The 11,432-nt window shown below is 71.9% G+C and carries 14 protein-coding genes, 1 tRNA gene and 1 pseudogene; 3 read left to right on the top strand and 13 right to left on the bottom strand.

Features of this window, described 5'->3' with window-relative positions:
• The 4 genes and pseudogenes from OJ962_RS20105 to OJ962_RS20090 form a co-directional block, all read right to left on the bottom strand.
• Window positions 1–328: pseudogene (locus OJ962_RS20105) on the bottom strand (hypothetical protein); the annotation flags it as partial.
• A complete protein-coding gene (locus OJ962_RS20100) occupies window positions 310–1,071 on the bottom strand; it encodes a serine/threonine-protein kinase (protein ID WP_238931676.1) in 762 nt (253 codons plus the stop codon). The gene OJ962_RS20100 and the pseudogene OJ962_RS20105, both read right to left, overlap by 19 nt.
• Entirely contained in the window at window positions 1,068–2,789 is a 1,722-nt protein-coding gene (locus OJ962_RS20095; protein WP_202954607.1) for an ABC transporter ATP-binding protein, read from the bottom strand. Before OJ962_RS20095 ends, OJ962_RS20100 begins: the two co-directional genes overlap by 4 nt.
• Window positions 2,790–2,799: 10 nt before the next feature.
• Window positions 2,800–2,943 carry a hypothetical protein gene (locus tag OJ962_RS20090; RefSeq protein ID WP_202954606.1) on the bottom strand — a complete coding sequence of 48 codons (144 nt, stop codon included), beginning with the start codon at window positions 2,941–2,943 and terminating at the stop codon, window positions 2,800–2,802.
• A 141-nt stretch (window positions 2,944–3,084) separates the two neighbouring features.
• Here OJ962_RS20090 and OJ962_RS20085 point away from each other — a divergent pair, with 141 nt between their 5' ends.
• Window positions 3,085–4,470 (top strand): NAD-dependent succinate-semialdehyde dehydrogenase, encoded by a 1,386-nt coding sequence (locus tag OJ962_RS20085; RefSeq protein ID WP_202954605.1) that lies wholly within the window; start codon window positions 3,085–3,087, stop codon window positions 4,468–4,470.
• Window positions 4,471–4,512: 42 nt separating this feature from the next.
• Window positions 4,513–5,196, top strand: a complete 684-nt coding sequence (locus OJ962_RS20080) for an SDR family oxidoreductase (RefSeq protein ID WP_202954604.1) — start codon at window positions 4,513–4,515, stop codon at window positions 5,194–5,196.
• Here OJ962_RS20080 and OJ962_RS20075 read toward each other — a convergent pair.
• The 4 genes from OJ962_RS20075 to OJ962_RS20060 form a co-directional block, all read right to left on the bottom strand.
• Window positions 5,193–6,590, bottom strand: coding sequence for a calcium-binding protein (locus OJ962_RS20075; RefSeq protein WP_202954603.1), 1,398 nt, complete (start codon window positions 6,588–6,590; stop codon window positions 5,193–5,195). The two genes, OJ962_RS20080 and OJ962_RS20075, sit on opposite strands and share 4 nt — an antisense overlap.
• 76 nt (window positions 6,591–6,666) lie before the next feature.
• Window positions 6,667–6,740, bottom strand: a tRNA-Ile gene (locus tag OJ962_RS20070).
• Between the two features lie 22 nt (window positions 6,741–6,762).
• Entirely contained in the window at window positions 6,763–7,641 is an 879-nt protein-coding gene (locus tag OJ962_RS20065) for a ParB/RepB/Spo0J family partition protein (protein WP_202954602.1), read from the bottom strand.
• Complete coding sequence (locus OJ962_RS20060; protein WP_202954601.1) at window positions 7,634–8,389, bottom strand: ParA family protein; 756 nt, start codon at window positions 8,387–8,389, stop codon at window positions 7,634–7,636. The genes OJ962_RS20065 and OJ962_RS20060 overlap by 8 nt, the downstream gene beginning before the upstream one ends.
• A gap of 76 nt (window positions 8,390–8,465) precedes the next feature.
• Here OJ962_RS20060 and OJ962_RS20055 point away from each other — a divergent pair, with 76 nt between their 5' ends.
• The gene (locus OJ962_RS20055; protein WP_202954600.1) at window positions 8,466–8,777 is read left to right on the top strand and encodes a hypothetical protein; all 312 of its coding nucleotides are present in this window, start codon (window positions 8,466–8,468) and stop codon (window positions 8,775–8,777) included.
• Here OJ962_RS20055 and rsmG read toward each other — a convergent pair.
• The 5 genes from rsmG to rnpA are packed head-to-tail and all read right to left on the bottom strand — an operon-like array spanning window position 8,769 to window position 11,428.
• Window positions 8,769–9,434, bottom strand: coding sequence for a 16S rRNA (guanine(527)-N(7))-methyltransferase RsmG (gene rsmG / locus OJ962_RS20050; RefSeq protein ID WP_202954599.1), 666 nt, complete (start codon window positions 9,432–9,434; stop codon window positions 8,769–8,771). The genes OJ962_RS20055 and rsmG overlap by 9 nt on opposite strands.
• Window positions 9,435–9,442: 8 nt before the next feature.
• A complete protein-coding gene (locus OJ962_RS20045; protein ID WP_202954598.1) occupies window positions 9,443–9,901 on the bottom strand; it encodes a Jag family protein in 459 nt (152 codons plus the stop codon).
• Entirely contained in the window at window positions 9,898–10,818 is a 921-nt protein-coding gene (locus tag OJ962_RS20040; protein ID WP_202954597.1) for a YidC/Oxa1 family membrane protein insertase, read from the bottom strand. Before OJ962_RS20040 ends, OJ962_RS20045 begins: the two co-directional genes overlap by 4 nt.
• Window positions 10,815–11,051: a membrane protein insertion efficiency factor YidD gene (yidD, locus tag OJ962_RS20035; protein WP_202954596.1), complete on the bottom strand. Its 237-nt coding sequence runs from the start codon at window positions 11,049–11,051 to the stop codon at window positions 10,815–10,817. The genes OJ962_RS20040 and yidD overlap by 4 nt, the downstream gene beginning before the upstream one ends.
• Window positions 11,048–11,428, bottom strand: a complete 381-nt coding sequence (gene rnpA, locus OJ962_RS20030) for a ribonuclease P protein component (protein WP_202954595.1) — start codon at window positions 11,426–11,428, stop codon at window positions 11,048–11,050. Before rnpA ends, yidD begins: the two co-directional genes overlap by 4 nt.
• Between the last annotated feature and the right edge of the window lie 4 nt (window positions 11,429–11,432).

The raw sequence follows: 11,432 nt of genomic DNA, 5'->3' as shown, positions 1-11,432 counted from the left end.
GGCGCGGCGTGGCCGTGCGCTGGGGACGGGGCTCGGCCGTCGGAGCGGTCGCCGCGCGGCTGGGCGCGGACCGGGTCGCCGCGGGGGTCGGGGTGCGGCGCGGACGCTCACGGTCGCGGTCCCGGCTCGCGCGGCGCTCGCCGCGCGGCGTGGGCGTCGGGGTCCGTGTGACCGTGGGGGTCGGCGTCGGCGTCGCGGTGACGGTCTCGTCGGCGACGTTGAGCTGGATCGGCGCGGGTGTGCTGGAGCCGCTCGCGCGGTCGATCAGGGCCCAGACGCCTCCGAGCACGATCAGACAGCCGGCGATCGTCAGGATGTAGCGGCGCACGGGTCACTCCAGGGTCGGGCGCCGGGCGCGTGGGGGAGCAGCGCGGCGGCGAGTTCGGGCAGGGTCGGGCGGTCGAAGGGGTCAAAGGCCAGGCACGCGGCGATGACGTCGCCGAGCGGGCCGTCCACAAGCGGCGGCGGGAAGACGAGCTGCGGGAACTCCGGCTCCTGCTGCGGGAACGCGGGCGCGCCGTGTGCGGCTTCGAGCAGGACGGTGCCGAGGCCCCAGACGTCGGCCGCGGCGGTGAGCTCGTCGCCGCGGGCCTGCTCGGGCGAGAGGTTGCACCAGGTGCCGAGCCCACGCCGATAGCGCCCGGGCGGGCGGGCCATCGAGAGGTCGATCAGCACGGCGCGGCCGCCGGTCGCGATCAGGTTCCCCGGCTTGACGTCGACGTGCAGGAGCCCGCGGCCGTGCAGGTATCGCAGCGCGCTGGCGACCTGCAGGCCCAGCCACGCGACCTCGTCGGTGTCCAGCCGCCTGCCCGCGAGCAGGTGCGCGACGGTCTCGCCGTCGAGCGTCTCCATGATCAGCGTCGGGCCGTCGTCGGTCTCGAGCAGCTCGTAGCCGCGGACGATGTGCGGGTGGGCGAGCGCGATCAGGCGCTCGCCCTCCAGCCGCAGGTCGGCCGCCGTCTTGCGCGGGGCGTCGGGCCGCGGCCGCTTGGCCACGCACGAGCACAGCCGCTCCTCGCTCCAGACCTCGTACGTGTCGTACCGGTTGGAGCGGTTGAGGTGGGCGATCATCGCGTAGCCATGCACTGCACGCGGCCTCCGTCGAGGACGATGACCTCGTCGGCCGCTTCGGCCAGGACGGGGTCGTGGGTGATCAGGAGCGTCGCGCGGTCGCGCGCGATGGCCCGCAGGGGGGCGATCAACTCGCGCGCCGCGTCGGGGTCGAGCCCGGCGGTGGGCTCGTCGAGGATCAGCACGGGCGCGTCCTGCAGCAGCGCGCGCGCCATCGCGACGCGCCGGCGCTGGCCGCCGGAGAGCGCGCGGCCCTTCTGGCCGACGGGCGTGGCGGGATCGAGGTCGAGGCCCGTGACCGCCAGCGCCCGGCGGACGTCGGCGTCGGTGGCGTCCGAATGGCCGTAGGCGACGTTGTCGGCGATCGTGCCGTCGAGCAGCGGCGCGTCCTGCAGCAGGAGCGCGACGTTGCGGCGCAGCGACTGCAGCGTGAGGTCGCGCACGTCGTGGCCGTCGAGGTGGACCGTGCCCGCATCGGGGTCCAGGAAGCGCACGGCGAGCTTGGCCACGGTCGACTTCCCCGCGCCGCTCGCGCCCGTGAGCGCGACGAACCGGCCCGGCGGGACGACCAGTGAAGCGTCCGCGAGCGCCAGACGGTCGTAGGCGAAGTGCACGCCGCGCAGCTCCAGCCGACCGGCGGCGCGAACGAGGTCGTGGGCACCGGGGCGCTCGACCACGCGCGGCTGCGTGTCCAGCAGCTCCATCACACGCTCGGCGCCGGCCGTGGCCTCGAACACGCTCGTGTACAGGCGCGTGAGGTCCCGCAGCGGCCGGTACAACTGGGACAGGTAGGCGAGGAACGCGAGCAGCCCGCCGAGCGTGAGGTCGCCCGAGCTGAGCGCCCACGTGCCGAGCGCGATGATGACGATCGCGCCGAGCAGCTCGATCAGGTTGATGACGGGCGCGAACAGGCCCGCGATGCGTGTGCCGGCGAGCTCGGCCTCGGACGCGCCCTCGGCCTCCCGGCGCAGGCGCGCCTGCTCGTGGGCCTGCGCGTTGGCGGCCTGCACCAGCGCGCTGTTGGCCAGCGCCTCCTCGAGCACGGTGTTGACCGTGCCGCTGCGACGGCGGCGCTCGCGCGCGGCACGGCGCGCCAGGCGCCCGAAGTGGCGTGCCGCGAACCACAGCGGTGGGACGACGATCAGCGAGACGAGCGCGAGCTTCCACGAGAGCACGAACAACGCGGCGACGAAGAACAGCAGCCGCGCGGCGGCCTGGACGGCCTCGGCCAGCGCGGACAGCAGCAGGGTCTCTATGGCGTGCAGGTCGCCGGAGAGCCGGGAGAGGACGTCTCCGTGACGGCGGCGGTCGAGCGCGTCGGGCTCGAGCCGCTGCAGGTGGTCGAAGACCGCGGCCCGGACCGCGACGGTGAACCGCTCCCCGACCCACGTGGCGATGTACTCGTCACCGAAGGAGAGCAGCGCGCCGGCCAGCGCGAGCGACGCCATCGCGGCGGCCAGCGGCCACAGCGCGGCGAGGTCGGCGGGAACGAGCACGTCGTCCACGACCGACTTGAACAGCCAGATCTCGACCGCCTCGACCGCCGGCAACGCAGCGGCCAGCAGCAGCCCCAGCAGCCAACGCCTGCGGAAGGGGCGAGCGAACGGCCAGAAGCGGCGGAGGATCGTGCGCACCCGCTGCGCCGGCGCGGCGGCGACCAGTTGGTCGTCGTCCGCGGCCGGCGCGAGCGCGGCGCTGAGGCGGTCGAGCAGGCCCATGCCGCTCCGGCTAGGTGTTGGAGCGGTTGCGGGCGCGGCGGCGACGCCGACGGCGACGGCGGCGACGCCCGGAGTTGCTGTCGTTGGAGTTCGACGCGGCGCTGGCGGTGATGCGCGACGCGGCGGTGATGGCCTTGAAGGACCGGTGAGCCATGGGGTTCTCCCTTGGGTCGTTTGCGGTGTGGGAAGGAGAATCCCCGCGGGCCGTAAGCCGACCGTGAGGAGGCCATGAGAGACTTCTCACGCGGCGCGATAGCCTTGGCGGTAATCGTTTGCCGCGCAGGTGAGGAGCCAAATGTCCGCTGTCACTGTCGTCGATCCCACGACCGAGCAGGAAGTCGCGACCTATCCGGAGCACGGGCCGGAGCAGATCGAGGCCGCGCTGACCGCCGCCGATGCGGCGTATCGCGACTGGCGGCGCCGGCCCGTCGCCGAGCGCGCCGAGTTGCTGGTGGCCGTAGCCGCGGTCCTGCGCGAGCGCGCCGAGGAACTGGCGCGGCTCGTCGTCTCCGAGATGGGCAAGCCGCTCGCCGAGGCCCGCTTCGAGATCGAGAAGAGCGCGTCGGCGCTGGAGTACTTCGCGGAGGCCGGCCCCGCGATGCTGGCCGACACCGAGGTGGACGCCGGGGCCGGTCGCCACGTCGTCACCTACGAGCCGATCGGCGTGATCTTCGCGGTGATGCCGTGGAACTTCCCGTTCTGGCAGGTCATCCGCTTCGCCGGCCCGGCACTGCTGGCGGGCAACGCGGCGCTGCTCAAGCACGCCCCGAACGTCTCGGGTACGGCGCTCGCCCTCGAGGACGCGTTCACGGCGGCCGGCGCGCCCGCGGGCCTGTTCACGAGCCTGATCGTCGGGTCGGAGCGCGTGCCGGAGGTGTCGGCGCAGCTGATCGCCGACCCGCGCGTCGCCGCCGTGACCCTGACGGGCTCCGAGCGCGCCGGCGCGTTCGTGGCCGCGGAGGCCGGCAAGGCGCTCAAGAAGAGCGTCCTCGAGCTGGGCGGCTCGGACCCGTTCGTCGTGCTCGCCGACGCCGACCTCGACCTCGCCGTCCAGCACGCCGTCACCGGGCGGCTGATGACGGCGGGCCAGACGTGCATCGCGCCGAAGCGCTTCCTGGTCGACGCGTCCGTCGTCGACACGTTCCAGACCAAGCTCGTCGCGGCGCTGGAGGCGGTCAAGATCGGCGACCCGACCGAGGACGGCACGCAGCTCGGCCCGCTCGCCCGGCTCGACATCCTCGAGAACCTGGAGCGCCAGGTGGAGGCGACCGTCGCCGAGGGCGCCGAGCTCAAGACGGGCGGGCAGCGACTGGATCGCCCGGGCTTCTTCTTCGCCCCGACCGTGCTCGCCGGCGTCAAGCCCGGCATGACCGCCTTCACCGAGGAGACGTTCGGCCCGGTGGTCGCGATCACGCCGTTCGAAACTGAGGACGAGGCGGTCGAGCTGGCCAACGACACCCGCTACGGGCTCGGCGCCACGGTCTGGAGCACCGACACCGAGCGCGCGGAAACGGTCGCGCGGCGGATCGAGTCCGGCCTGGTGTCGGTCAACGCGCTCGTCGCGTCTGACCCGCGGCTGCCGTTCGGCGGCATCAAGCGCTCGGGCTACGGCCGCGAGCTCGCCAGCGTCGGGATGCACGAGTTCACCAACATCCGCACGTTCAAGGTCGCCGGCGTCTGATCCCGGTGCGCCTGGCCGGGACGCGTGGGTAGCGTCCCGGCCATGGCCGACTCCCCCGTCTTCGTCATCACCGGCGCCAGCTCCGGCATCGGCGCCGCCACCGCTTGCCGCGCCGTCGAGGCCGGCTACCGCGTCGTGCTGGCCGCGCGCTCGAAGGACAAGCTCGACGCGCTCGTGTCCGACCTCGGGGACGGCGCGCTGGCCGTCGAGACCGACGTCACCGAGTGGGACGCCAACGAGGCGCTGATCGCGACGGCGCTGGACGCGTTCGGACAGGTGGACGTCGTGTTCGCGAACGCCGGCTTCGGCGCCGCGCGCGGGTGGCTCAACGAGACGCCCGAGCACTGGCGCGCGATGGTGCTGACGAACGTCCTTGGCGCCGCCTACACCGTCCGGGCCGCGATCCCGGCGCTGAAGGAGTCGCGCGGGCACGTGCTGCTGACGGGCTCGGTCGCCGGGCGGCGCGTGATGCCGGGCAGCCTGTACTCCGCGACCAAGTGGGCGGTGACGGCGATGGCCGAGGCCGTGCGCATCGACCTCAACGGCACCGGCATCCGCACGACGCTGATCTCGCCCGGCGGCACCGAGACCCCGTTCTTCGACAACCCGTCCGAGGGCCGGCTCGAGGCCGACGACATCGCGCGGGCCGTGCTGTACGCCGTCTCACAGCCCGCCCGCGTCGATGTCAACGAGATCCTCGTGCGCCCGACGGCGCAGGAGGCCTAGGCGCAGCGGGTCGGTGCGCTGGCGCCCACGTTCAGGCACAGCGTCTCGGACTTGACCGCGCCGCGCCGGCCGACCGTGAGCCGCCGCACCGACCCGATCTCGTTCGGCCGCAGCGTCCGGATCTCGACCACCGCGCCGCGGCGCAGGTAGCGCTTCTTGAAGTGCGTGAGCACGCTCACGGTGCGCTTGCTCTTGCCGGTGACCGTCTTGCGCGTGAACGGGCACCCGCGCGCCTTGGTCGAGCAGCGGATCTCGATCGTGTCGCCGGGCTTGATCTCGCCGACGGTGAGCTTCGTGAACCGCATCCGGTTGCGGCTGCCCTCGCGCTTGATGCTGTAGCCGACGGGTGAGACGACGCGCGCGTAGAGCGGGCCGTCCTTGCAGTCCTCGTCCACTGGGTTGCCGATGACCTCGCCGGCGCCGGGGTGGATCGCCGGGTCGGTCGGCGCGCAGTCGACGTTGGCGAGGTAGCCGTCGCCGTCCGCGTCAGGCGCGACCTCGCAGTTCTGGGTCAGGTCCGCGGGGTCGGCGAACACGACGTCGTTGCCCGGCCCGCAGTCGACCGAGTCGAAGCGGCCGTCGCGCGCGTCGATCGAGTCGTCCCCCTCATTGCCGACCAGCCGGTCCTCCGCCGTGCCGCCGATCAGCGCGTCGTTGCCGGCGCCGCCGTTGAGCGTGTTGCCGAGGTTGTTGGCGGCGAGCACGTCGTTGCCGCTGCCGCCGTCGGCCTGCTCGGCGACGGCGCCCACGTCGTCGCCCTCCCCCGGCTCGCCGTCGTCGGCCCCGCCGCTGAGCGTGATCGTCACACCGACGAGGCGGGTGGAGTAGCTGATGACGTCGTAGCCGTCGCCCGGCTGCAGGGTGTCCCGGCCTTGGCCGACGTTGAAGGTGTCGTTGTGCGGACCACCGGCCGACACGTCGGTGCCGTCACCGTCGTTGAACGTGTTGGCTCCCGCTCCGCCGTTGAGCGCATCGTTGCCGCCACCGCCCCAGAGTGAGTCGTCGCCCTCGATGCCGCTGATGGTGTCGTCGTTGGGCGTGCCGACGAGCTCGTCCGCGCCCGGGCTGCCGGTCGCGGTGAGCCGCGCGGACGAGCTCACCTGCGAGGCGTCCAAGAAGCTGCCGGCGCCGATGAACGACACGTTGAACGCCGTGCCCGTGCAGTCGACGTGGTTCGACCCGTCGGGCGTGCAGTCGCCACCACCGACCGTGAGGCCGCGATCGGACTCCACGTAGTGGTCCTCGCCGTCCCAGCCGACCACGATGCTCTCGCCGCTGACGTCGCCGGTGACGACGATCACGCCGTTCGCGTCGACGCGAACCCCTCCGGCCATCGCCGAGGCCGGCAACAACAGCAGAAGGACGGAGGCGAGGGCGGCGCGGAGGACGGTCATGCGACCGACCGTATTCCGGTTGACGGTGCGCGTGCAACCGAGAACGACAAAGCCCCGCCGGGGCGGGGCTCGCGAGTGGGCGATGGTGGATTCGAACCACCGACCTCTTCCTTATCAGAGAAGCGCTCTAACCGACTGAGCTAATCGCCCGCGACGGCGCATGATAGCGACCCTAGAGGCGCGGGCGCGCACCGACTTTCTCAACCAGCTCCAGCGCCTCGTCCAGGGACGAGAACGAGAGCGCGACGGTGTACCCGGTGCCGCGCGGCTTGACCTTCACGTCGGCTCCGAAGGCCCTCAGGAAGGCGTCGCCGAGGCGGGTCGCGGCCTCTTCCTGGTCCGGGTGGATCATCCGCGTGACCTTCGGTGCGGCCTCCGGTGGGCGGGCCGTCGCGCGGGCCTGGGCCTCGGTCTCGCGCACGGTCCAGTCCTCCTCGACGGCGGTCCGGGCGAGGCGCCGCCGGTCGGAGTGGTCGGGCGCCATCAGCAGCGCGCGGCCGTGGCCCTCGGTGAGGGCGCCGTCGATCAACAGGTCCAGGACCTCGTCCGGGAGGTCGAGCAGGCGCAGGAGGTTGGAGACGGCAACGCGGGAGCGCCCGACGCGACGGCCGACCTCCTCGCGCGTGAGGCCGAGCTCGTCGACCAGCAGCGAGCAGGCGCGGGCCTCTTCGATCGGGTTCAGGTCCTCGCGGGCCATGTTCTCGATCAGCGCGATCTCGAGCGACTCGAGGTCTTCGTGGGGAGCGATGACCGCCGGCAGCACGTCCAGGCCGGCGAGCTGGGCCGCGCGCCAACGCCGCTCGCCCGCGATCAGCTCATACGAGCCGCCGGCGCACGGACGGACCAGCACCGGCTGCAGCACGCCGCGTTCCTTGACGGACTCCGACAGCGCGAGCAGGGACTCCTCGTCGAACAGCTGGCGTGGCTGGCGTGGGTTCGGCGAAATCAGCTCGATCGGCAGCTTGCGCAGCTCGGGCGCGGCGCCGGTGCCTTCCGTCGGGGTGAGGATGGCCGCGAGCCCGCGCCCCATCCCGCGAGGACGATCAGCCACGTGCGGCCACCTCCTTGGCGAGCTCGAAGTAGGCCTCCGCCCCCGAGCAGTGCGGATCGTGATGGATGACGGGGATGCCGTAGCTCGGCGCCTCGCCGAGCCGAACGTTGCGCGGGATCACGGTGTCGAACACGAGCGCCGGGAAGTGGGCACGGACCTCGCGCTCAACATCCTGGGCGAGCTTCGTGCGCGCGTCGTGCATCGTCAGCAGCATGCCCGCGACCGTGAGCCGGGGGTTGAGCTCGCGCTGGATCAGCGAGAGCGTGTCCAGCAGGCCGGCGAGGCCCTCGAGCGCGAAGTACTCGGTCTGGACCGGGACAATCACGCGCTCGGCGGCGACGAGCGCATTGACGGTCAGCGGCCCGAGCGACGGCGGGCAGTCGAGCAGGATGAACGCGAAGTCCTCGCGCAGCGGGTCCAGCGCCTCGCGCAGGCGCCGCTCGGAGCCGGCGAGGCGTGGCAGCTCCATGGTCGCGCCGGCGAGATCCGGGGTGGACACGAGGATCGAGAGGCGCTCGATGTCCGTCGTGCGGACGGCCTCCCGGGCGGAAACGTCCCCCGCGAGGACGTCGTAGACCCCGGCACCCTCGCGCGCGACGCCCAGGCCGACGGTCGCGTTGCCCTGGGGATCGACGTCCACGACGAGCGTCTCGTAGCCGGCAGCGGCGATGCACGCGGCCACGTTGACCGCGGTGGTCGTCTTGCCGACCCCGCCCTTCTGGTTGGCGATCGCGTAGATGGTGCCCATTCGGACTTCGACGCTAGCGACGGGGTCGGTCGGATCGACAGCGATGTTTCACGTGAAACGGGGTATCCGCATGCCGATGCGCTGGCTCGTCCTGCTCGCAACGGTCTTCGTGCTGCTCTCCATGGCCGTCTTCGCCGTTCTGTTCGTGCTTGCGTGGATCAGCCAAGACGACCGGCTCTTCTCGCCCTGGGTGATCGGAACGCACCTGTTCGCGTTCGCGACGACCGTGGCGCTCGGCGCGGTCTACATCCGGGACGTCCTGCGACGCGGGCTCGATCAGGAGCAGAAGGCCATGTGGGGCGTCCTCATGGGCGTGTTCGGCCCGCCGGTCATGCTCGCGTACTGGTGGCGCCACTACCGCCGGCCGCGCGAACGGCTCTCAAGCTAGCGGCCGCTTGGTCGCCATGCCGGCACGGCGCGGGAAGCGCTCGGGCGTCTCGGCGACCTTCCGGAACACGTGCAGCGTGTGGTCGCGCGCGCCCGCGTACGGGACCACAGGAACGACCGCGGTCGACTCCAGCCCCACGATCGCCGCGGCCTTCGCGCCGGCCGCGGCCTCCTCCGGGGACACAGCGCCCTTCCAGCCGACGAAGTGGCCGCCGATCGGCAGCAACGGCGCCGCGTACTCCACCAGCACCGGCAGCGCCGCGAGCGCCCGTGCGGTCACGAGGTCGTGCTCCCCGGACCACTCCTCGACCCGGGCATGGACGACCGTCACGTTTGCGAGCTCTCCGACCTCGACCGCGCGCTCGAGGTATCGGCAGTGACGGATCGCGCTCTCGATGAGCCACACGTGCGCGTCTGGCAGCGCCGCCGCGAGCGCCAGGCCGGGCCAACCGGCCCCCGAGCCGAGATCGGCGATGCGGCGGGCGCTCGCCACGACGGGCAGCGCGAGGGCGGTCAGCGAGTCGGCGACGTGCCGGCCGACCGCCTCCCCGGGATCGCGAACCGTCGTGGACGCGGTCGGATCGGTGGCCTGCAGCTCGAGGATGCGCGCCAGCGGTTCGACCGCGTGCGCGGGCGCGACGTCCTCGAGGTGTTTCACGTGAAACGTCAGTCGAGCGGTGCGACGACGAGGTGCCGGTCCGGCTCCGTGCCTTCGGAGTAGGTCTCGACGTCCTCGCGATCCTTCAGGTACTCGTGCACGACCTTGCGCTCCGTGGCGCTCATCGCGTCGAGCGCGACGGGACGGCCGGTGCTCGCCGCCTTCTCGGCGGCCTCGTCGGCCTGGCGCTGCAGCGCCTGCTCGCGGCGGTCGCGGTAACCGGCCGCGTCGACGACCACGCGCACGCCCGCCGACGGCGGCTGGTCCCGCGTCGCGGTCTTGAACGCCAGGTGCTGGACGGCGTCGATCGTCTGCCCGTGGCGGCCGATGAACAAGCCGAGGTCGTCGCCTTCGAGCGTGGCCTTGATGATCCGGCCCTCCTCCTCGATGACGACGTCCGCATCCAGCGCGAGCGCTTCGCTCACGTGTTCCAGCAGGTCCCGCACGCGGTCGGCGGAATCGCTCATCGACGTCTCCCGGATCGTTTCTTCTTCTTACGCGGCGACGCCGGCGGCGGGCCCGAAGGCTTGCCCTTCGGCTCCGCGGTCCGCGTCTTCGGCTTCTTCTCCGGCGCGGCCGACGTGTTCTGGCTCGCCTGCTTGAAGGCGTCGAACAACCCCGGCGGCTTCTCGCCCTCCGCGAGGGGCGGGCGGATCGGGCCGAGCCGCTTCTTGATGATCGCCTGCTGGACGATCGTCCACAGGTTCGTCGTGATCCAGTAGACGAGCAGGCCCGCCGGGAACTGGATGACGAACAGGACGAAGATGAACGGCAGCGCGAGGAAGATCATCCGCTGCGTGCGGTCCGTCGTCGTCGACATCAGCAGCGTCGAGAGCAGCTGCGAGCCGACGTAGAGGACGATCAGGATCGCGAGCGTCCCACCCGTCGCCTTGTCCGTCAGGTCGCTGATGAACAAGAACTGCGACGCGTCGGTGGAGCCGCAGGGGATCGGCTCCGGCCGGCCCGTGTTGATGCTCGGGCAGATGTCGTACCGGAGGTCGACGCGCAGCATGTAGTAGAGCGCGATGAAGACCGGGAACTGCGCGACCATCGGGAGGCACGAGGCGAACGGGTTCACCTTGTTCTCCCGGTAGAAGCGCATCATCTCCTGGTTCATGCGCTCTTTGTCGTTCCGGTACTTGTCCTGCAGCTTCTTCATCTCCGGCTGGAGATGCGCGAGCCGCTGCATGGAGTGGAACTGCTTGAACGTGAGCGGGAGCAGGCACGCGCGCACGAGGATCGTGAGCGCGATGATCGACCAGCCCCAGGACCCGGCCATATCCCCGAACAGGTCGTGGATGCGCAGCAGGATCCAGTGGAAGAAGTCGATCAGGGGCTGAATGCCCCAGGTGCCCCCGTGGGCGTCGGCGAGGAGTTCGATCATGAGGTTGGGTGCGGAGTCTTGGCGGCGGGCACGGGGTCATAGCCGCCGTGACTGAAGGGATTGCAACGCAGGATGCGCCACGCCGCCAGCGCCGTGCCTTTGAGGATGCCATGTCGGCCGATCGCCTGGACGGCGTACTCCGAACACGTGGGGTGGTACTTGCAGCGGCGCGGGAACGCCGGCGAGATGAACCGCTGGTAGAAGCGGATCGGACCCAGGAGCAGGACCCTCATGCCGGCGACCCCCCGAGCCCGTCGACGAGCTCGGCCAGGGCGACCCGCATGCCTTCGGTGCCCTCGCGCTCGGCCAGGTCCCGCGCGTCAGGCCGCGCGACGACGACGTAGTCCGAGCCGGACGGAAGCCGCTCGGCCTCCTGCCAGAACGCCTCGCGCAGCACGCGCTTGACGCGGTTGCGATCCACGGCGCCGCCGACCTTGCGCGAGACGGAGAGCCCGAGGCGCGGACAGTCCTCCTCACGAGGCGCGTCCTCTTCGCGCGGGAACGCGTAAAGGACGAGAAAGCGATTGCCTTTGGACCGCCCCTGGCGATAGACGCGCTCGAACTCCGCGCTGCGGGACAACCTGCGGCGGCGGGGAGCGCGATCGCGCACGGGC

Source organism: Solirubrobacter deserti (assembly GCF_027587175.1).
In the GTDB taxonomy this organism is placed as follows: Bacteria; Actinomycetota; Thermoleophilia; order Solirubrobacterales; family Solirubrobacteraceae; genus Solirubrobacter; species Solirubrobacter deserti.
Note: the sequence above shows the minus strand (reverse complement) of the source record. Positions and strands in the feature narration are given on the sequence as shown.

Excerpts from the sequence above, each read along its gene's own strand:
- OJ962_RS20100 (WP_238931676.1), bottom strand. The coding sequence starts at position 1,071 with ATGATCGCCCACCTCAACCGCTCCAACCGGTACGACACGTACGAGGTC.
- OJ962_RS20095 (WP_202954607.1), bottom strand. The coding sequence starts at position 2,789 with ATGGGCCTGCTCGACCGCCTCAGCGCCGCGCTCGCGCCGGCCGCGGAC.
- OJ962_RS20090 (WP_202954606.1), bottom strand. The coding sequence starts at position 2,943 with ATGGCTCACCGGTCCTTCAAGGCCATCACCGCCGCGTCGCGCATCACC.
- OJ962_RS20085 (WP_202954605.1), top strand. The coding sequence starts at position 3,085 with ATGTCCGCTGTCACTGTCGTCGATCCCACGACCGAGCAGGAAGTCGCG.
- OJ962_RS20080 (WP_202954604.1), top strand. The coding sequence starts at position 4,513 with ATGGCCGACTCCCCCGTCTTCGTCATCACCGGCGCCAGCTCCGGCATC.
- OJ962_RS20075 (WP_202954603.1), bottom strand. The coding sequence starts at position 6,590 with ATGACCGTCCTCCGCGCCGCCCTCGCCTCCGTCCTTCTGCTGTTGTTG.
- OJ962_RS20060 (WP_202954601.1), bottom strand. The coding sequence starts at position 8,389 with ATGGGCACCATCTACGCGATCGCCAACCAGAAGGGCGGGGTCGGCAAG.
- OJ962_RS20055 (WP_202954600.1), top strand. The coding sequence starts at position 8,466 with ATGCGCTGGCTCGTCCTGCTCGCAACGGTCTTCGTGCTGCTCTCCATG.
- OJ962_RS20045 (WP_202954598.1), bottom strand. The coding sequence starts at position 9,901 with ATGAGCGATTCCGCCGACCGCGTGCGGGACCTGCTGGAACACGTGAGC.
- OJ962_RS20040 (WP_202954597.1), bottom strand. The coding sequence starts at position 10,818 with ATGATCGAACTCCTCGCCGACGCCCACGGGGGCACCTGGGGCATTCAG.
- yidD (WP_202954596.1), bottom strand. The coding sequence starts at position 11,051 with ATGAGGGTCCTGCTCCTGGGTCCGATCCGCTTCTACCAGCGGTTCATC.